Source organism: Aeromonas sp. OTU364, from assembly GCF_038440395.1.
In the GTDB taxonomy this organism is placed as follows: Bacteria; Pseudomonadota; Gammaproteobacteria; order Enterobacterales; family Aeromonadaceae; genus Aeromonas.
The window spans coordinates 277515-297856 of sequence record NZ_JASATR010000004.1; the positions used below are offsets into that span (position 1 = coordinate 277515).

Annotated in this window: 17 protein-coding genes; 7 read left to right on the forward strand and 10 right to left on the reverse strand. The window is 60.2% G+C overall.

The genetic code is table 11. From position 1 onward, the window contains the following. Positions 1–89 precede the first annotated feature (89 nt). The 5 genes from phnR to AAHB08_RS07245 all read left to right on the forward strand — a co-directional run bounded on the left by phnR (position 90) and on the right by AAHB08_RS07245 (position 6474). Positions 90–797: a phosphonate utilization transcriptional regulator PhnR gene (gene phnR / locus AAHB08_RS07225; protein ID WP_247626331.1), complete on the forward strand. Its 708-nt coding sequence runs from the start codon at positions 90–92 to the stop codon at positions 795–797. A gap of 134 nt (positions 798–931) precedes the next feature. Further along, entirely contained in the window at positions 932–1951 is a 1020-nt protein-coding gene (locus AAHB08_RS07230; protein WP_342058539.1) for a putative 2-aminoethylphosphonate ABC transporter substrate-binding protein, read from the forward strand. A gap of 270 nt (positions 1952–2221) precedes the next feature. Continuing rightward, positions 2222–3316 (forward strand): putative 2-aminoethylphosphonate ABC transporter ATP-binding protein, encoded by a 1095-nt coding sequence (locus AAHB08_RS07235; protein WP_342058540.1) that lies wholly within the window; start codon positions 2222–2224, stop codon positions 3314–3316. Further along, complete coding sequence (locus AAHB08_RS07240; protein WP_342058541.1) at positions 3313–5049, forward strand: putative 2-aminoethylphosphonate ABC transporter permease subunit; 1737 nt, start codon at positions 3313–3315, stop codon at positions 5047–5049. Before AAHB08_RS07235 ends, AAHB08_RS07240 begins: the two co-directional genes overlap by 4 nt. A gap of 18 nt (positions 5050–5067) precedes the next feature. Next, entirely contained in the window at positions 5068–6474 is a 1407-nt protein-coding gene (locus AAHB08_RS07245) for an FAD-dependent oxidoreductase (protein WP_342058542.1), read from the forward strand. A gap of 115 nt (positions 6475–6589) precedes the next feature. Here AAHB08_RS07245 and AAHB08_RS07250 read toward each other — a convergent pair whose 3' ends face one another. The 10 genes from AAHB08_RS07250 to sdhC all read right to left on the reverse strand — a co-directional run bounded on the left by AAHB08_RS07250 (position 6590) and on the right by sdhC (position 18207). After that, a complete protein-coding gene (locus AAHB08_RS07250; protein WP_342058543.1) occupies positions 6590–7045 on the reverse strand; it encodes a YcgN family cysteine cluster protein in 456 nt (151 codons plus the stop codon). Positions 7046–7266: 221 nt separating this feature from the next. Continuing rightward, entirely contained in the window at positions 7267–8376 is a 1110-nt protein-coding gene (locus AAHB08_RS07255) for a PIN domain-containing protein (protein WP_342058544.1), read from the reverse strand. A gap of 250 nt (positions 8377–8626) precedes the next feature. Next, entirely contained in the window at positions 8627–9499 is an 873-nt protein-coding gene (gene sucD / locus AAHB08_RS07260; protein ID WP_342058545.1) for a succinate--CoA ligase subunit alpha, read from the reverse strand. Beyond that, positions 9499–10665, reverse strand: coding sequence for an ADP-forming succinate--CoA ligase subunit beta (sucC, locus tag AAHB08_RS07265; RefSeq protein ID WP_106886993.1), 1167 nt, complete (start codon positions 10663–10665; stop codon positions 9499–9501). Before sucC ends, sucD begins: the two co-directional genes overlap by 1 nt. 106 nt (positions 10666–10771) lie before the next feature. Continuing rightward, on the reverse strand, positions 10772–11959 hold the full coding sequence (gene odhB / locus AAHB08_RS07270; protein ID WP_139435408.1) for a 2-oxoglutarate dehydrogenase complex dihydrolipoyllysine-residue succinyltransferase: 1188 nt from the start codon (positions 11957–11959) through the stop codon (positions 10772–10774). A gap of 92 nt (positions 11960–12051) precedes the next feature. After that, positions 12052–14862 carry a 2-oxoglutarate dehydrogenase E1 component gene (gene sucA, locus AAHB08_RS07275; protein ID WP_342058546.1) on the reverse strand — a complete coding sequence of 937 codons (2811 nt, stop codon included), beginning with the start codon at positions 14860–14862 and terminating at the stop codon, positions 12052–12054. A gap of 115 nt (positions 14863–14977) precedes the next feature. Further along, positions 14978–15694: a succinate dehydrogenase iron-sulfur subunit gene (locus tag AAHB08_RS07280; protein WP_050719998.1), complete on the reverse strand. Its 717-nt coding sequence runs from the start codon at positions 15692–15694 to the stop codon at positions 14978–14980. Positions 15695–15711: 17 nt separating this feature from the next. Continuing rightward, positions 15712–17478: a succinate dehydrogenase flavoprotein subunit gene (sdhA, locus tag AAHB08_RS07285; RefSeq protein ID WP_342058547.1), complete on the reverse strand. Its 1767-nt coding sequence runs from the start codon at positions 17476–17478 to the stop codon at positions 15712–15714. Position 17479: 1 nt separating this feature from the next. Beyond that, positions 17480–17824: a succinate dehydrogenase, hydrophobic membrane anchor protein gene (gene sdhD, locus AAHB08_RS07290; protein ID WP_005326929.1), complete on the reverse strand. Its 345-nt coding sequence runs from the start codon at positions 17822–17824 to the stop codon at positions 17480–17482. After that, the gene (gene sdhC / locus AAHB08_RS07295) at positions 17818–18207 is read right to left on the reverse strand and encodes a succinate dehydrogenase cytochrome b556 subunit (protein WP_025326734.1); all 390 of its coding nucleotides are present in this window, start codon (positions 18205–18207) and stop codon (positions 17818–17820) included. The genes sdhD and sdhC overlap by 7 nt, the downstream gene beginning before the upstream one ends. A 423-nt stretch (positions 18208–18630) precedes the next feature. On the opposite strand from sdhC, the gene AAHB08_RS07300 reads away from it, so the two are divergent. Together AAHB08_RS07300 and AAHB08_RS07305 are read left to right on the forward strand one after the other, a co-directional pair. Beyond that, complete coding sequence (locus tag AAHB08_RS07300; protein WP_025326733.1) at positions 18631–19917, forward strand: citrate synthase; 1287 nt, start codon at positions 18631–18633, stop codon at positions 19915–19917. A 95-nt stretch (positions 19918–20012) separates the two neighbouring features. Next, positions 20013–20327, forward strand: coding sequence for a DUF4377 domain-containing protein (locus tag AAHB08_RS07305; protein WP_139435402.1), 315 nt, complete (start codon positions 20013–20015; stop codon positions 20325–20327). Positions 20328–20342: the final 15 nt, after the last annotated feature.

The window sequence follows — 20342 nt, forward strand, 5'->3', positions numbered from 1 at the left end:
GTCTCTACCAACATTTTTTGACGCCGCCGTTTAACGACCGAGCAGATAACCAGCCCATTGCCCAACTCATTGCACAACCAGGGATTTTCATGAGCAAACCCCAATACCTGCAGATCAAGGATGCCCTCGCCAACCAGATCCTGGCGGGGGGCCTGGCCTCCAACGACAAGCTCCCCTCCGAGCGGCTGCTGGGAGAGCTCTACGGCACCACAAGGGTCACCATCCGCGAGGCGCTGGTGCAGCTGGAGGCGAGCGGCCTCATCTATCGGGAGGATCGCCGTGGCTGGTTCGTCACCCCGCCCCGCTTTAGCCTGAACCCCAGGCGCACCTCCAACTTTCACCAGATAGTGCGGGAGCAAGGGGGCGAGCCGCGCACCGAGCTCTTGGAAAAAAGCCGCCAGGCGGTGCCGCCCGCGCTGATGGCGCGGCTGCAGCTCAAGCCGTTTGACAGCCTGTTTCTGCTCAAGCGGCTGCGCTATGCCAACGGGCGCGCCATCTGCTATTGCGAGAATCACTGCCTGCCCGAGCGGGTGCCCGGCCTGCTGGAGCTGGATCTTGCCGGCAGCCTGACCGAGATCTATCAGGCCCATTACGATCTCCACTACGCCCGCATGCAGGTGCGCTTCTTCCCCACCGCCCTGCCGGACGAGGTGGCCAAGGCGCTAGGGGCCACCGCCGGTCTGCCCGCCCTGCGCCTCGAGCGGCTCAACTTCGACCAGCACGGCCGGGTGCTCGACTTCGATCTGGAGTACTGGCGCCACGACAGCCTGGAGATCGAGGTGGATACCCAGGATTAGGAACAGACAAGTCAAGGGCGGACAATCCCGTGCGGCAAAACGTCACGGGACCGTCACCTGAACGTCATAAAGATCCCCTAGCCTCTCTCTCGACCAATCTGGTTTATACCAAGCCAATTCATATGGAGAAGAGGATGAAACAGGGAACCCCTTTGCTGGCCGCCGCCGTGCTGGCCGCCATGACAGCCCCGGCACTGGCCGCGACCGATCTCACCGTCTACACCGCCTTCGAGCCGGAGCAGCTCGGCGAGCTGAAAACCGCGTTCGAGCGCCAGCACCCGGATATCAACATCAAGTGGGTGCGTGACTCCACCGGGGTGGTCACCGCCCGCTTGCTGGCTGAAAAGGCCCAGCCCAAGGCGGATGTGGTGTGGGGACTGGCCGCCACCAGCCTGATGCAGCTCGATCAGCAGCAGATGCTGACCGGTTACGCCCCCAAGGGGCTGGAGAAACTCGACAGCCGTTTTCGTGACGGCAAGGCCGAACCGCACTGGATCGGTCTGGACGCCTTCTTCAGCGCCATCTGCTTCAACAAGGTAGAGGCCGAGAAACAAGGGATACCGGCCCCCACCAGCTGGGCGGATCTCACCAAGCCCGTCTACAAGGGCAAGGTGATCATGCCAAACCCCAGCTCCTCCGGCACCGGTTACCTCAGCGTCGCCGGCTGGCTGCAGACCATGGGCGAGCAGCAGGGCTGGCAATTCATGAACGGCCTGCACCAGAACATCGACCGCTACACCCACTCGGGCTCGGCCCCCTGCAAGCTGGCCGCCAGCGGCGAGACGGTGATCGGCATCTCCTTCGACTTCCCGGCCACCAGCCTCAAGGCCAAGGGGGCCCCCATAGAGGTGGTGTTCCCGAGTGAAGGCTCGGGCTGGGACATGGAGGCCGCCGCCATCATCAAGGGCACCCCCAAGCTGGAGGCCGCCAAACAGCTGCTCGACTTTGCCGCCACCGAGCAGGCCAACGCCCTCTACAACAAGTCGTTCGCAGTGGTCGCCATCCCTGGGGTCGCCCAACCAAGAGCGGGCTATCCGGCGGATATCAAGGGTCAGATGATCGACAACGACTTTGGCTGGGCCGCCCGCGAGCGCAACGCCATCCTGACCCAGTGGAGCGCCAGCTTCGACGGCAAGACCGAAGCCAAACAGTAAGCGTGAATGGCAGCGGTTTGTGCACGCCCGACGAACCGCCACCAATAACCCCCTTGTCGAAGGCCAACAGGTGTTGGCCTTCGCTTTTTGGTTTAGATCCCATGTTTGTGTCGCCCTCGATGGGCGGCTCCCCGCCCGGCTGTACGCGGTACAGCCACCTGCCGGCGACCCATGGTCATCGGACTGTCATCGAGCTGTCATCCCCCGATCACCTGACCGTCACACTCCACCGGCAAACTGGTATATACCAAATCAGTAGCGAGTCGAACCATGACCCAGCCCTATCTGGACATTCAACATATCAACAAGCAGTTCGGTGCTTTTCAGGCCCTCAGGGGGATCTCTCTGACCATTGAGCCGGGGGAGTTTATCTGCTTTCTCGGCCCCTCCGGCTGCGGCAAGACCACCTTGCTCAGAGCCATCGCCGGGCTGGATCTGCCGGACAGCGGCGAGATCTGGCAAGGGGGGCGCAATATCTCCCAGCTGCCGCCCCAGCAGCGCGACTTTGGCATCGTGTTTCAATCCTACGCCCTCTTCCCCAACCTGACGGTGGCCCAGAACATCGCCTTCGGCCTTGAGAATCAGGGGCTGGCGCGGGATCTTATCAAGGAGCGGGTGGACCACTGGCTGGGGCTGGTGGATCTCACTGCCCAATCCCACAAATACCCAAGCCAGATCTCCGGCGGCCAGCAGCAGCGGGTAGCGCTGGCCCGGGCGCTGGCCCTCTCCCCCGGCCTGTTGCTGCTGGACGAACCGCTCAGCGCGCTGGATGCGCTGGTGCGCACCCACCTTCGCAGCGAAATCCGCGCCCTGCAGCAGCGCCTTGGCATTACCACCATCATGGTGACCCACGATCAGGAAGAGGCGCTGACCATGGCCGATCGCATCGTGGTGATGGAGAGCGGCCGCATCGTACAAGTGGGCACCCCGCAGGCGATCTACCACCAGCCTGCCAGCCGCTTCGTGGCAAGCTTCGTCGGCACCATGAACTTCCTCGACACCCTGGTGCTGAGCCCCAGCCAGGTGCGTCTCAACGAACAGCCGCTGACACTGGCCAACCGGGCTGTGGCCGGCAGCAAATTGCAGGTGGCGATCCGCCCCGAGGCGATCACGCTAAGTGCACCGAGCGAGCCGTATCTTGGGCAGCATGGCATCGACGCGCAGATTGATCAGGTGGAGTTTCTCGGCGCCGCCCAGCGCCTTATTTGCACCGCAGACACCTATCTGGGCCCGCAGCAAATTCTGGTGGAGCGCCCGACCCACGAGCTGCCCCGCCACGAACAGGGTGGCTGGCGCAGCGGCATGCGCTGCTCGCTGCACTGGCCCGCCGGGGCGATGCAGCTGTTTGAAGGAGAGCGTCCATGACTGCCCCCCTCGTGACCTCCTCCCTGTTGCCGCCAGCGACAGCCCGGCAAGACGCCCGCTGGCAGCGGCTTTGTCGCGGCTGGAGCCGGGATCAGCTGTTGCAACTGATCTTGCTTGCGCTCGGCATCGCCCTGCTGGTAGGGGGCCTCTTGCTGCCGCTGCTCACCATGCTGCAAAAGAGTCTGCAGGATGAGAACGGCCTCTGGGTGGGGCTTGCCAACTTCAGCGCCTACTTCGACTCCCCTCATCTGGGGCGCACCATCGGCAACACCCTCTGGCTCGGGGTGCTGATCACCGCGCTGGTGGTGACCATCGCCTTTGGCTACGCCTATGCCCTCACCCGCACCTGCATGCCGGGCAAGGGGCTGTTTCGCCTCATCGGCCTGATCCCGCTCTTGATGCCCTCCCTGCTGCCCGCCATCAGTCTGGTCTACTGGTTTGGCAATCAGGGAGTTGCCAAGGGGCTGCTCGGCGGCGAGAGCATCTACGGCCCCATCGGCATCGTCATTGGCCTCGGCTTCTGGTGCTTTCCCCACGCCCTGATGATCCTTATCACGGCGCTCGGCCAGAGCGATGCCCGCCTCTATGAAGCCTCCCGGGTGCTCGGCAGCAACGGCTGGCGCACCTTTGTCACCGTCACCCTGCCCACCGCTCGCTACGGTCTTTTGAGCGCCGCCATCGCGGTCTTTACCCTCACCATCTGCGACTTCGGGGTGGCCAAGGTGATTGGCGGCCAGTACAGCGTGCTGGCCACCGACATCTACCGACAGGTGATCGGGATGCAGAACTTCTCGCTGGGCGCCGTTGCCAGCGTCACCCTGCTGCTGCCGGCGCTGTTGAGCTTTGCCCTGGAACACAGGGTGCGCAGCAAGATGCAGGAGCAGAGCAGCACCAAGGCGGTGCCGTATCGCCCCAAGCCCCATCGGCTGCGGGATCTGCTGGCGCTCGGCTGGTGCACGCTGTGGGCCCTGCTGTTTCTGGCGCTGGTGGGCATGGCCGTTTACGGCTCCCTGGTGCAGTTCTGGCCCTACAACCTCGGGCTGACGCTCGATCACTACGCCTTTGACAGCAACAGCGTCTACGGCTGGCAGCCCTTTACCAACACCTTGCAGCTGGGCCTCTATACCGCGCTTATCGGTACCGTGCTGGTGATGGTGCTGGCCTGGGCGCAGGAGAAGGGGCGCCACTTCCCATGGCTTCGCCAGTTGCTGCATCTGCTCGCCATGCTGTCGCTGGCGGTGCCCGGCATGGTGCTGGGGCTGGGTTACATCTTCTTTTTCAACGGCAATCCGCTCTTTGGCGGCCTATACGGCACCCTACCGCTGATGGTGCTCTCCTGCGTCATCCACTACTACACCGTGAGTCATATGACGGCGCTGACCAGCCTGAAACAACTGCCCAAGGAGCTGGAGCTGGTGGCCATCTCATTACGCATTCCGCTCTGGAAGGCATTCTGGCGAGTCACCCTGCCCGCCGCCCTGCCCGCACTGCTGGAGATCTTCATCTATCTGTTCGTCAACGCCATGACCACCACCTCGGCGGTGATCTTCCTCTACTCGAGTGACAGCGTGCTCGCCTCCATCGCCGTGCTGAACATGGAGGATTCCGGCGACACCGCCGCGGCCGCTGCCATGGCCACCCTGATCCTGCTGGCCGCCGCCACCGTCAAGCTGCTCCAGCTCTTTTTGAGCCGAGCCCTGCTGGATCGCACCCAGCGCTGGCGCCACCCATAACCTTGTCGAGGAGTCATCATGTCCACTCTCCCCTTCTGGCTGGCCGAGGCGCTCGCCGCCGAACAGCCCGCGCCCCCAACGCCCCTTCAAGGCCAGCATGAGGTGGATGTCTGCATCGTCGGCGGCGGCTTTACCGGGCTCTGGAGCGCCATCGCCCTTAAACAGGCCGAGCCTGCCTTACGCATCCTGGTGCTGGAGAAAGATCGCTGCGGTAGCGGCGCCTCGGGCCGCAATGGCGGCTGCCTGCTCACCTGGTCGGCCAAATATTTGACCCTGAAGCGCCTGTTTGGCGAGGAGCAGGCCGCCTGGCTGGTGCAAGGATCCGAGCAGGCGGTGCACGAGATCGCCCGCTTCTGCGAACAGCACAACATAGAGGCACAGCTGAGGGTCGAGGGCACCTGTTACACCGCCACCAGCGAGGCCCAGCGCGGCCTGATGGAGCCGGTATTGCGGGCGCTACAGCGAGCCAATCTTAACCAGTGGCTGGCGATTGCGGAGGGTGAACTGGCCAGCCAGAGCGGCTCCCACGTTCATCTGGAGGGGCTCTACAGCCCCCACGCCGGTTCGGTGCAACCGGCGCTGCTGGTGCGCGGCCTGCTGCGGGTAGCGCGGGAGCTGGGTGTCGAGGTCTACGAAGGTTCCCCCATGCAGCGCCTCGAAGGGGGACAGCCTGCACGGGTGCAGACGCCAGAGGCCATCGTCCACGCCCGTAAGGTGGTGCTGGCCCTCAACAGCGCCATGGTGCAGCACTTTCGCGAGTTTCGCCGCAGCATAGTGCTGGTCTCCTCCGACATGGTGATCACCGACCCCGCGCCGGATGCACTGGCCGCCCAGCAGCTTGCGCACGGCCGCACCGTGGTGGATGGCCGCACCTTTGTGCACTACTACAGATCCACCCCACAGGGGCGGCTGATGCTGGGCAAGGGGGGCAACACCTTCGCCTTCGCCAACCACCATCTCGCCGAGTTCGATGCCCCCAGCCGTTATCTTGCCCCCCTCACCCGCACCCTGCGCCGCTTCTTTCCCGCGCTCAAAGATGTGCCCATCGCCGCCAGCTGGTGCGGCGCCTCCGACCGCTCGGTGGATGGTCTCCCCTTCTTCGGCCACTGGCGAGGGCAGCCCAACGTCGTCTATGGCCTCGGCTACTCCGGCAACGGGGTGGCGCAGAGCTGGATGGGCGGCCAGATCCTGGCGGCGTTGGTGCGCGACGAGGTGCGGGAGGAGGACAAGTCGTGGCGCGAATGCGCCCTGGTCAGCGGCCCGCGCGGCTACTTCCCGCCCGAGCCGTTGCGCTGGCTGGGGGCCATGGCGGTGCGCAATGCCATACGGCGCAAGGAGCAGGCGGAAGATGAAAACCGCGCGGTAGCCTGGTATGACAGACAGTTGGCCAAACTTGCCGATGCGGCGGGCAAGGCGGACAAATAAGCGCCTTCGCAGAGCACTGTGGAAAGCGCCAGAAAGCCGAAGGGGCAGGAGAGTATGACTCCCCTGCCCCTTCGCAGTTGGTACGGCTCGCGGCTGGCCCGAAAAGGGTCTGGCGTTAGCTGGCCCAGGTGATGATGTGATCGATCCAGTCGCCGGCATGGGCCTCGTGCACCACCTTGCCGCGCACCGACTGGCCGGCCTGGTGCATGGCACTGCGGCTGCCGGTGATAAGCGGATGCCACTCTGGCAGGCCCTGCCCCTCCGCCAGCAGGCGGTAGGCACAGCTCGACGGCAGCCAGTCGAACTCGGCAATCTTGTCGAAGGTGATCTGCAGGCAGTCCGGCTCTTTCTTGAAGCGATTGCCGTAGTCGGAGCACTGGCAGGTCTTGGTATTGAGCAGGTTGCAGGCCACGTTGGTGAACACCAGCTCCTCAGTGTCCTCGTCAATGAGCTTGTTCAGGCAGCACTTGCCGCAGCCGTCGCACAGGGACTCCCACTCCGTCATGGTCATCTGTTGCAGGCTCTTCACCTGCCAAAAGGGGGCGCTCTGCACGGGTTCACTCTGCTGCATAAAGGTAGGCTCGCTCAATACACTGACAAGCGCGTGGTTATACGCCCTATGGCCCGATTTTTCAAGAAAAATGGGGGAAAGCGGGAAGTTTAAACGGCGAATAGATGTTGGTCTTAGCTGCACTCAATACCACCTATCGCGAAGCGATAGCCCTATATGAAACCAGAAAATTCAAACAACGAGATATAATATCTGTGAAAAAATAATAATTTTTATAATTTTCAACATAATTCGATGCTTTCTATACTATCAATTTTAAGAGTTTCTAATTTAATTGTGTTGGAAAAATCGTCTAAGTCGATGTTATCTCGGTCGAACATAACCGAAGCTATACCGTTAACTTTTACACTGAACTCTTCCTCAGCCTCAAAATAATGATCATTATGATCAGACACACTCGGTGGGTTATCTAAACCGTAATAATCCGCCTTGAATATATAATAATATGCATATACGTACATCTCGACCTCAAATGGGATGCCAACATTGCCACCGCCATAATAAGCCATACCATTAAAATCTAATGTGATACTATCCACGTCACCAAACTGTGATATATGTGCTTCATTATTGTCATCAGGGATTGATGGGTCTTCTATAGTTTCGCCACAAACATAATCTCCAATTTTAGATGATACCTCTGATGCCAACTCATCACTATGTTCTTCAAATTTAACTATGGCATCCAAGATGGCGGGTAAATCTGCAATCAAATCAATATCTTTTAGTTTATCCTGAATCTCTGCACTTTTAATAAAATCCGAAAGCTGTGAAAAGCTTTTTATATCAACCGCATCATCAAAAGCCTTCCTTACTTTTTCATCCTCAGCAATTACTACAAGATTGTTATGTCCTTTTGATATCTTATTTATTGCCTGAACGATAAAGCTATCAGGAATATCATTTCTATCTTTGACTTTGGTAAGCGGCAATGCACCACAAAAATAAGCTTCCATTGCATTTAAAGCTTGTTCTTCACATAAAGGAAGAATTGAGCCATTAACTTTTTTGACCCAATCAGTAAAGTAACATTCTGACGCATCCAATATTTCATTGTAACTATCATCAATTGATTTCTTTATTTTAAAAATTTCTTCAAGAGCATCTTTGCTTAATGGGCGACGCAATAAGCTTGAAATACTAGACAAAGATTTATCTAACTCACTTTTACAAAGCTCTCGCTGCTGTGTCTGAAATTCTCGCTGAATAACATATGGAATCTGTAGTTTTAATATCTTTGCATTTGCCAGTTTTTCCAAGGCTTTAAACTCATTGTTATCAAGCCTAGGGTTTTTTCTGTATATGTTTGTATCGATTATCAAGTTTATCATCTCAACCTCGTATTAGCTTAAATTTACACATGGTTATTCGTTATATCTTGTAAGACAAAAATGCTAGCACGTCCATTCCTATTGAGCTTGCTACTTTACACTATATTGTCTAGATAACTATATTTTAAATAACTAGCATTTATCTAATAGTGAAGGACTTTCACGTGTGCAAGTTATTAACTCAAACCATAACTCATAAAAAAATGCCGCCCCAAGGGCGGCATTTTGCTATCAGAGATAACGGACTAACTTACCAGCCGGTTACTTCACGCAGGGCCTTGCCGATATCGGCAAGCGACCGCACGGTTTTCACGCCGGCATCTTCCAGGGCGGCAAATTTCTCGGCCGCCGTGCCTTTACCACCGGCGATGATGGCGCCCGCATGACCCATGCGCTTGCCAGCCGGGGCGGTGACACCCGCGATATAGGAGACCACCGGCTTGGTGACGTGGGCCTTGATGTAGGCCGCGGCTTCTTCCTCGGCGCTGCCGCCGATCTCGCCGATCATCACGATGGCTTCGGTCTTGGGATCCTTCTGGAACATCTCCAGGATGTCGATGAAGTTGGAGCCCGGAATGGGGTCGCCACCGATGCCGACGCAGGTGGACTGGCCGAAGCCCTCGTCCGTGGTCTGCTTGACCGCTTCGTAGGTCAGGGTGCCGGAGCGGGAGACGATGCCCACCTTGCCCGGCTTGTGGATGTGACCCGGCATGATGCCGATCTTGCACTCACCCGGAGTGATGACACCCGGGCAGTTCGGCCCAATCATGCGCACGCCGGTTTCCTGCAGCTTCACCTTGACCTGCAGCATGTCCAGGGTCGGGATGCCTTCGGTGATGGTGACGATGAGCTTGATGCCGGCGTCGATGGCTTCCAGGATGGCGTCCTTGCAGAACGGGGCCGGCACATAGATGACGGAGGCGGTGGCGCCAGTGGCTTCCACGGCGTCACGGACGGTGTTGAACACCGGCAGGCCCAAGTGGGTGGTGCCACCCTTGCCCGGGGAGACGCCGCCGACCATCTGGGTACCGTAGGCAATGGCCTGTTCGGAGTGGAAGGTACCCTGACCGCCGGTGAAGCCCTGGCAGATCACCTTGGTGTCTTTGTTGATCAGAACGCTCATTATTTGGCCTCCGCTGCTTTAACCACTTGCTGAGCTGCGTCAGTCAGACTCGTTGCGGCGATGATATTGAGGCCGCTGTCGGCCAGTTTACGGGCACCCAGTTCGGCATTGTTGCCTTCCAGACGCACTACCACGGGCACCTTGACCCCCACTTCCTTGACCGCACCGATAATGCCTTCCGCGATCATGTCGCAGCGCACTATGCCGCCGAAGATGTTGACCAGCACGGCTTGTACCTTGCTGTCAGACAGGATGATCTTGAAGGCCTCGGTCACGCGCTCCTTGGTGGCGCCGCCGCCGACGTCCAGGAAGTTGGCCGGTGAGCCGCCGTGCAGGTTGACGATGTCCATGGTGCCCATGGCCAGGCCCGCGCCGTTGACCATGCAGCCGATGTTGCCATCCAGCGCCACATAGTTCAGCTCCCACTGGGCGGCGTGCGCTTCGCGGGGGTCATCCTGGGAGGGATCGTGCATCTGGCGCAGCTTGGGCTGGCGATACAGGGCGTTGGCGTCGATGTTGATCTTGCCGTCCAGGCAATGCAGGTTGCCCTTGTCGGTGATGACCAGGGGGTTGATCTCCAAGAGGGCGAAGTCGCAGTCCAGGAACATCTGGCCCAGACCCATGAAGATCTTGGTGAACTGCTTGATCTGATCGCCGACCAGACCCAGCTTGAAGGCCAGCTCGCGGGCCTGATAAGCCTGCGGGCCCACCAGGGGATCGATGGCCGCCTTGTGAATGAGTTCCGGGGTTTCGTGGGCGATCTTCTCGATGTCCACACCACCTTCGGTGGAGGCCATGAAGACCACGCGGCGGCTGCCACGGTCGACCACGGCGCCCAGATAGAGCTCCTTGGCGATGTCGGTGCAGGACTCTACCAGGATCTTGGTGACCGGCTGACCATTGGCGTCAGTCTGATAGGTGACCAGGTTCTTGCCGAGCCAGTTCTGGGCGAAGGCGCGGATCTCGTCCTTGCTCTTGGCCAGCTTGACGCCGCCCGCCTTGCCACGGCCACCGGCGTGGACCTGGCACTTGACGACCCAGGTATTGCCGCCAATCTTGTCGGCCGCTTCGGCCGCTTCCTGCGGGGTAGCGCAGGCATAACCTTCGGAGACCGGCAGGCCATACTCGGCAAACAGCTGTTTTGCCTGATATTCATGCAGATTCATAGATGCTCTATCCGTGTTGTAGGTATTTCCGTCCGGGGCTCGTGTTTCTCAATCCCCTGTGAATGGGGGCCTGGGCGGCCCCTCGTTATCTTTCAGTCACTCTTGCTCAGACATCCAGCAGCAGACGGGTCGGGTCTTCCAGCAGCTCCTTGATGGAGACCAGGAAGCCCACGGACTCGCGGCCGTCGATGATGCGGTGATCGTAGGAGAGCGCCAGGTACATCATCGGCAGGATCTCGACCTTGCCGTCGACGGCCATGGGGCGGTCCTGGATCTTGTGCATGCCCAGAATGGCGCTCTGGGGCGGGTTGATGATGGGGGTGGACATCAGGGAGCCGAACACGCCGCCGTTGGTGATGGTGAAGTTGCCGCCGGTCAGTTCGTCCACGGTCAGCTTGCCGTCACGGCCCTTGCCCGCCAGATCCTTGATGGCCTTCTCGATGTCGGCCAGGCTCATGTTGTCGCAGTCGCGCAGCACAGGCGTCACCAGACCGCGCGGGGTGGAGACGGCAATGCTGACGTCGAAGTAGTTGTGGTATACCACGTCATCGCCATCCAGCGCCGCGTTCACTTCCGGGTAGCGCTTCAAGGATTCGACCACGGCCTTCACGTAGAAGGACATGAAGCCGAGCTTGATGCCGTGCTTCTTCTCGAAGATCTCGCCGTACTGCTTGCGCAGCTTCATGATGGGCGCCATGTTGATCTCGTTGAAGGTGGTCAGCATGGCGGTGGTGTTCTTGGCCTCCAGCAGACGCTCGGCGATGCGCTTGCGCAGACGGGTCATGGGCACCCGCTTCTCGGTGCGACCGGCCAGGGGGGCTATGGGCGCAACCGGTGCGGCGGCGACGGCGGCAGGGGCTGCCGGCTTGCCCAGGTTCTTGATGAAGGCATCCACGTCTTCCTTGGTGACGCGACCGCCCTTGCCGGTGCCGGTCAGCTTGGCCACGTCGATGTCGTGCTCGGCCACCAGGCGGCGCACGGAGGGGCTCAGGCCGTCGGCGGCGTCATCGGCCGCCGCTTCCACCGGCTTCTCCTTGGTCTCTTCACCGGCCACCGGGGCCGCCTTGAGGATGGCGATCAGCTGGCGGGAGAGCACGGTCGCGCCTTCCAGTTGCAGGATGTCACCCAGTACGCCGGCTTCCGGCGCGGGGACTTCCAGCACGACTTTATCGGTTTCGATGTCAACCAGTACTTCGTCACGGGCAACCAGGTCGCCCGGTTTCTTGTGCCAGGTGGCGATGGTGGCGTCCGCCACTGATTCCGGCAGGTCCGGTACCTTGATCTCGATAGTCATGTAATCAGTTCCTTGTTACTTCTTGGCCAGCAGGCTTGTTCCAGAGACGGAGAGGGTCGGCTGCACAGAGCCCCCTCCCCTTCGCAACTCGTTTATTCCAGGGTCAGCGCGTCTTCCACCAGGGCTTTCTGCTGCTTGGCGTGGACAGACATGTAACCCACGGCCGGTGAGGCCGAGGCCGGGCGACCGGCGTAACGCAGACGGGCATGGCTTGGCAGCACGCTGTCATAGTGATGACGGGTGCTGTACCAGGCGCCCTGGTTCTGCGGCTCTTCCTGACACCAGACGAAGTCGGTGACGTGGGCATAATCGGCCAGGATGGCGCGCACTTCCTCTTCCGGGAAGGGGTAGAGCTGCTCGATCCGCACCAGGGCTACATCCTGCTGCTCGGCCTTGCGACGGGCATCGAGCAGGTCGTAGTAGACCTTGCCGGAGCAGAAGACCACCCGCTTGACCGCTTTCGGATCCAGCGCGTCGATCTCGCCGATGGCGTTCTGGAAGGTACCTTCCGCCAACTCGTCGAGCTTGCTCACCGCCAGCGGGTGGCGCAGCAAGGACTTGGGCGTCATCACGATGAGCGGACGGCGCATCGGGCGCACCACCTGACGGCGCAGCATGTGGAACACCTGGGCCGGGGTGGAGGGCACGCACACCTGCATGTTGTGCTGGGCACACATCTGCAGATAGCGCTCCAGACGGGCGGAGGAGTGCTCCGGGCCCTGGCCCTCATAGCCGTGGGGCAGCAGCATGGTCAGACCGCACATCCGGCCCCACTTCTGCTCGCCGGAGGAGAGGAACTGATCCACCACCACCTGGGCGCAGTTGGCGAAGTCGCCGAACTGGGCTTCCCAGATGGTGAGACCAGCCGGCTCGGCGCTGGCGTAGCCATATTCGAACGCCAGTACCGCGTTTTCGGTCAGCACCGAGTCGTAGATCTCGAACGGACCCTGCTCGTCGTGCAGGTTGCACAGCGGGGTGTAGGTGCTCGCATCGCTCTGGTTGTGCAGCACGGCGTGGCGGTGGAAGAAGGTGCCACGGCCGGAGTCTTCCCCGGTGAAGCGGATGCGCGCGCCCTTGTCTACCAGGGTGGCGTAGGCCAGGGTCTCGGCAAAGCCCCAGTCCACCAGCTTCTCGCCGGCGGCCATCAGGCGGCGGTCTTCGTAGATCTTCTCGACCTGGCGTTGCAGCACATGGGTGGCCGGGTACTGGCTGATGCGCTCGCCGAGGGACTTGAGGTGATCCATGGGCACTGTGCTGTCGTAGCTCATGGCCCAGTCGTGACCCAGATAAGGGGTCCAGTCCACGGAGTGCAGCTCCATGGGACGCCACTCCTTGCTCACCCGCTCGCCCCGATCCAGGGTATCGCGGTAGTCGTTGACCAGGGTAGTGGCCAGCTCGGGAGTGATGGTGCCTTCGCCAATCAGCTGATCGGCGTAGATCTTGCGCGGCGTCGGGTGCTGCTTGATCTTCTGGTACATCAGGGGCTGGGTCGCGCTCGGCTCGTCCGCCTCGTTGTGACCGTGACGACGGTAGCAGACCAGCTCGATCACCACGTCGCGCTTGAAGGTGTTGCGATAATCCAGCGCAATCTGGGTCACCAGCACCACGGCTTCCGGGTCATCCCCGTTGACGTGCAGCACAGGTGCCTGCACCGCCTTGGCGATGTCGGTACAGTATTCGGTGGAGCGCAGGTCACGTTGATAGGAGGTGGTGAAACCGACCTGGTTGTTGATGACGATGCGCACAGTGCCGCCGACGCCGTAGGCACGGGTCAGGGACATGTTGAAGGTCTCGGCCACCACCCCCTGCCCCGCGATGGCGGAGTCACCGTGGATGGTGATGGGCAGGACGCTTGAGCCATCCTTGTCACCGCGGCGGTCCATGCGGGCACGCACGGAGCCGATGACCACGGGGTTGACGATTTCGAGGTGGGACGGGTTGAAGGCGAGCGCCAGGTGGACGTTGCCGCCCGGGGTGGCGAAGTCGGAGGAGAAGCCCATGTGGTACTTCACATCCCCTGTGCCCCAGGATTCCCCGTGCTTGCCGGCGAACTCGTCGAACAGGTCCTGGGCGCGCTTGCCCAGCACGTTGATCAGCACGTTCAGGCGACCGCGGTGGGCCATGCCGATGACGGCCTCCTTGCAGCCCTGCTCACCGGCGCGGCGGATAAGCTCTTTGAGCATGGGCACCATGGCATCGCCCCCTTCCAGGGAGAAACGCTTGGCCCCCGGGAACTTGGCCCCCAGGTATTTTTCCAGCCCTTCGGCGGCGGTCAGGCTCTCGAGGAAGCGGGTCTTCTCTTCGAGGGTATAGGTCCCCTTCCCTTCGATGGATTCAAGACGGTCTTGCAGCCAGCGCTTCTCCTCGGTGGAGGTGATGTGCATGTAGTCTGCACCTATGCTGCTGCAGTAGGTCTTCTTCAGCGAGGCGTAGAGATCGGAGAGCACCATGGTCTCGCGACCGATGGCGTAGGAGCCCACGTTGAAGGTGGCCTCCATGTCTGCGCCCTGCAGGTTGTGAAAGGCCGGGTCGAGTTCGGCAACGGTTTCACGCTGCCACAGGCCCAGCGGATCCAGATTGGCATTCTGGTGACCACGGAAACGGAAGGCGTTGATCAGCTGCAGTACGCGCACCTGCTTGGCATCCACCTGGGGATCGGAGACCGGGGCGCTGTAACGGGAGGGATCCTTGGCCAGGCGGCGGAAATAGTCGCGAACCTGGGAGTGGGGTTGTTCGACTGCATGGCCATTGACCTGGGGCAGCTCGCTAAACAGGCTGCGCCACTCTTCGGCCACGGAGTCGGGGTTTTCCAGGAAGGATTCGTACAAATCCTCAATGTAGCTTGCATTCGCACCAGCCAGGTGAGATGACTCCAACCAGGCCTTCATCACGCCGTTATGCATTTCTATCCCTTGTACATCTTGTTCACTGCAGCGCAGCTTGTAGGGTCATAGCCATCCCGGGACGGGATGGCTATCCAGAGGTCGGGCCCGGCGCAAGGCGCCTCAGGCCCTGGTATCAAACAGCCCGGTTGAGCAACATCGACTTGATCTGACCGATGGCCTTGGTCGGGTTCAAGCCCTTGGGACAGACGTTCACGCAGTTCATGATGCCGTGGCAGCGGAACACGCTGAAGGCGTCATCCAGGTTGCCCAGTCGTTCGGCAGCCGCGGTGTCGCGGCTGTCCGCCAGCCAGCGGTAGGCGGCGAGCAGCCCGGCCGGGCCGATGAACTTGTCCGGGTTCCACCAGAAGGAGGGGCAAGAGGTGGAGCAGCAGGCACAGAGAATACACTCGTACAGGCCATCCAGCTTGGCGCGCTCTTCGGGGGATTGCAGGTGCTCACGCACGGGCGGCAGTTTTTCATCGTTGATGAGGAAGGGCTTGACCTTCTCCCACTGGGTGTAGAACTGGGTCATGTCGATCACCAGATCGCGGATCACTGGCAGACCAGGCAGGGGTCGGATGACGACCTTGTTGCCCTTCTTCAAGAGATCGGAGAGCGGGGTGATGCAGGCAAGACCGTTCTTGCCATTCATGTTGAGACCGTCCGATCCACAGACCCCTTCGCGGCAGGAGCGGCGGAAGGCGAGCGTGGGATCCAACTCCTTGAGCTGGATCAGTGCGTCGAGCACCATCATGTCGGAACCTTCAGGAATATCAAGACGATAATCCTTCATATACGGGACGTTATCAACGTCCGGATTGTATCTGTAGACAGAGAATGTGACGTTCATTGTGCTTGGCTCCGCAATCAGTAAGTCCGGACCTTGGGCGGGAACGCCTCACGGGTCTTGGGTGACATGTTGACAGCGCGACGGGTCATGGACTCGGTGTCCGGATGATAGAGGCTGTGGCACAGCCAGCTCTCATCGTCACGCTCCGGGAAGTCGAAGCGGCTGTGGGCGCCACGGCTCTCGGTACGGAAGTTCGCCGCCACCGCGGTGGCATAGGCGGTCTCCATCAGGTTGTCCAGCTCCAGGCACTCGATGCGCTGGGTATTGAACTCCTTGGAGGTGTCGTCCAGACGGGCGTTCTTGAGACGCTCGCGGATGAGTTTCAGCTCGGCCAGCCCTTCTGCCATGGCATCCCCTTCGCGGAACACGGAGAAGTTGTTCTGCATGCAGCGCTGCAGGTCACGGCGGATCTCGGCGGGATCCTCGCCATCGCGGTTGTTCTCCCAGCGATTGAAGCGGGCCAGCGCCGCGGCGATGTCGGACTCGGAGGCCTCGCGGCCATGATCCATCTCGCCCAGGGTCTCCACCAGGTGCATGCCGGCGGCACGACCGAACACCACCAGATCCAGCAGGGAGTTGCCGCCGAGACGGTTGGCACCGTGTACGGAGACGCAGGCTATCTCCCCCACCGCGAACAGGCCGACCACGGGGACGTCGTTGCCGTCTTTATCCTGGGTCAGACACTGGCCGTTCACGCTGGTCGGCACGCCGCCCATCATGTAGTGGCAGGTCGGGATGATGGGAATGGGTTCCTTGACCGGATCCACGTGGGCGAAGGTGCGAGAGAGCTCGCAGATGCCCGGCAGACGAGATTCCAGCACCTCTTTGCCGAGGTGATCCAGCTTGAGCTTGATGTGCGGGCCCCAGGGACCGTCGCAGCCACGGCCTTCGCGGATCTCGATCATGATGGAGCGGGCCACCACGTCGCGACCGGCGAGATCCTTGGCGTTGGGCGCATAACGCTCCATGAAGCGCTCACCATCTTTGTTGAGCAGATAGCCGCCTTCACCACGGCAACCCTCGGTCACCAGTACCCCTGCCCCGGCGATGCCGGTGGGGTGGAACTGCCAGAACTCCATGTCCTGCACGCCGACCCCGGCACGCAACGCCATGCCGACGCCGTCACCGGTGTTGATGTGGGCGTTGGTGGTGGACTGGTAGATACGACCGGCGCCGCCGGTGGCAAGCACCGTGGCCTTGGCCTTGAAGTAGACGACCTCGCCGCTCTCCATGTCGATGGCGGTGCAGCCGACGATGTGGCCATCCTGGTTCTTCACCAGATCCAGGGCATACCACTCGGAGAAGACGGTGGTCTTGTTCTTGACGTTCTGCTGATACAGGGTATGCAGCAGGGCGTGACCGGTCCGGTCGGCAGCCGCCGCGGTACGGGCCGCCTGCTCGCCGCCAAAATTCTTGGACTGACCGCCGAAGGGGCGCTGATAGACAGAGCCGTTGTCGAAGCGGGAGAAGGGCAAGCCCATGTTCTCCAGCTCATAGATGGCCTCGGGGCCGGTCTTGCACATGTATTCAATCGCTTCCTGGTCACCGATGTAATCGGAGCCCTTGACGGTGTCATACATGTGCCACTGCCAGTTGTCGTCATGGGCATTGCCCAGGGCAACCGTGATCCCGCCCTGGGCGGAAACCGTGTGGGAACGAGTCGGGAAAACCTTGGAAAGCAGTGCGCAGCTCTTGCCGGACTGGGCAATCTGCAGCGCGGCGCGCATGCCGGCACCACCGGCACCGATCACGACCGCATCAAATTCACGAGTTGGAATAGTCACCTTACACACCCCACAGCACGACGAAACCCGTCATCAGATAGACGAACAGCACCACCACCAGCGCAAACTGCAGCGCACCGCGCAGCCCGACCGGCTTGATATAGTCGGTCAGCACCTGCCACAGACCGATCCAGGCGTGGATCAGGACGCACAGCAGCGTCAGCAGGGTGAAGACCTTGGTGAAGGTGGTGGCGAAGAAGCCGGTCCACACCTCGTAGGTAATGTCGTTGAAGGCGACAAAGCCCACCAGATAGAGGACGTAAGCCGTCATGATGAGGGCGGTGGCGCGGATCAGGATGTAATCATGAACACCGCTGCGCCCGAAAGTTGCAGAATTGGTTACCATACCAGTACCCCCGCCAATACCGCCAGAATCCCGGTAATCACGAAGCCCACCCGGGCACTCTGATTCGCGGAATCCAGCTCTTCCCAATGCCCCATGTCCATGACCAGGTGACGCAGGCCGCCCACTATGTGGTATGCCAGCGCAGTCAGGATCCCCCACAACACGAACTTGACCAGGAAGTTGTCCATGATGGCAACGACGGTTTCAAATCCTTCGGGAGAGGAGAGTGAAGTTCCAAGCATCCACAGCAAGATGGCCAGCGCCACAAAGGTGATGACCCCTGAGACACGGTGCAAGATGGAAGCGATGGCGGTGACAGGAAAGCTGATCGTTTGCAGGTCGAGGTTTACAGGTCTCTGTTTATTTTTCACGGCTTTGCCCACTCAGCTCCATTGAGCACGTTAGTTATTGTTTTCACACGCTTTGAGGGCGAGGAGTGGCATTTGTTAGGTTTTTGTTACCAAAACAACTCGGAAAAGCCAAAAACAACATTTTAGATATCACATCTGGCTTTGCGAAAGCGTTTCAAACACCGACGGCCATCACCCACGAGGCGCAGTATATCGGCGGCCTTAACCAATGACAATCAATTAGCTACATAGAAAACCCAAAACCGTAAACCAGATCTCACAACCGCTTTAACAAGTCATTAATGATCATTCAGGAAAATTGACAAGAGAGTGGTTCTCTGGTTCAAATAAGGCGCTCCAGCCGCCGTGGTACGGGTAAGAACCTTTGCCAGCGTCATGAAAGTCGTAATAAAGTAGGACTGGAACCAAATTATAAAAGAGCAAAGGAGACGTGCTATGGCTGATAAGATAGCCACCCTACATCTGCCCGGAAAAGAGCCGGTAGAACTACCGATCCTGTCCGGTACTGTTGGACCCGATGTAATCGATGTCAGAAAACTGGGCTCGCAAGGGTACTTCACCTTCGACCCCGGCTTTATGGCCACCGGTGCTTGCAAATCATCCATTACCTATATCGACGGAGATCAGGGTGTCTTGCTGCACCGTGGTTATCCCATCGCCCAGTTGGCCACCCAGGCCAGTTACCTGGAAGTCTGCTACATACTGCTGTACGGCGAGGCGCCCACCAAGACGCAATACGCGGAATTTGAACGCCTGGTCACCCGCCACACCATGGTGCACGAGCAGATCGCCTTCTTCTTCCGCGGCTTCCGCCGTGACTCCCACCCCATGGCGATCATGTGCGGTGTGGTCAGCGCCCTGTCCGCCTTCTATCACGATGCCCTCGACATCAATAACGAAGAGCATCGCGAGATCTGCGCCTTCCGTCTGCTCTCCAAGATGCCGACCCTGGCCGCCATGTGTTACAAGTACTCCATCGGCCAGCCCTTCATGCAGCCGCGCAATGCCCTCTCCTATGCCGGCAACTTCCTGCACATGATGTTTGGCGTGCCGACCGAAGAGTACAAGGTCAACCCCATCGTCGAGCGCGCCATGGATCGCATCTTCACCCTGCATGCGGACCACGAGCAGAACGCCTCCACCTCCACCGTGCGTCTGGCCGGCTCCTCCGGTGCCAACCCGTTTGCCTGTATCGCTGCGGGGATCGCCTCCCTGTGGGGTCCGGCCCACGGCGGTGCCAACGAAGCCTGCCTCAAGATGCTCGAAGAGATTGGCTCCGTGGATCGCATCCCCGAGTACATTGCCAAGGCCAAGGACAAGAACGACCCCTTCCGTCTGATGGGCTTCGGTCACCGGGTCTACAAGAACCACGACCCCCGTGCCACCGTGATGCGCGAAACCTGTCACGAGGTACTGACCGAGCTGCAGATCAAGGATCCGCTGCTGGACGTGGCCATGGAGCTGGAGCGCATCGCGCTCTCCGACCCCTACTTCATCGAGAAGAAGCTCTACCCGAACGTGGACTTCTACTCCGGCATCATCATGAAGGCCATCGGCATCCCCATGTCCATGTTCACCGTGATCTTCGCCATCTCCCGCACCATCGGCTGGATTGCCCACTGGAACGAAATGCACTCGGATCCGGACCAGAAGATCGGCCGTCCGCGTCAGCTCTATACCGGCCTGGCCCAACGGGATTTCACTCCCCTCGATCAGCGCTGATCCGGCAAGTTGTCATGGTTTGTTACAAAGGCGGTCATTGACCGCCTTTTCATTTGAGGGTTTAATCGCGCCCTTTTACGCCAAGGACACCCATCATGAAAGCGCCCCTGCTCCTCTGCTCCGCCCTGTTGCTCAGCGCCTGCCAGAGCACCCCGACCACCCAGACCCTCTATGTCCAGGACAAGCTGGCCGACTGCGTCGGTGTCGCCCCCATGAAGTGCATGCAGGTGCGCAGCCAGCCGGGCGAGAGCTGGACCCTCTTCTACCAGCAGATCGAGGGCTTCACCTTCGAGCCTGGTTTCCGCTATCAACTGGAAGTGCGTACCGAACAGCTCACCGACGTGCCGGCAGACGCCTCCTCGGTGCGCTATCAGCTGATCAAGGTGGTGAGCAAAGAGGCCGTTCGCTGAACCACGAGGGCTGCG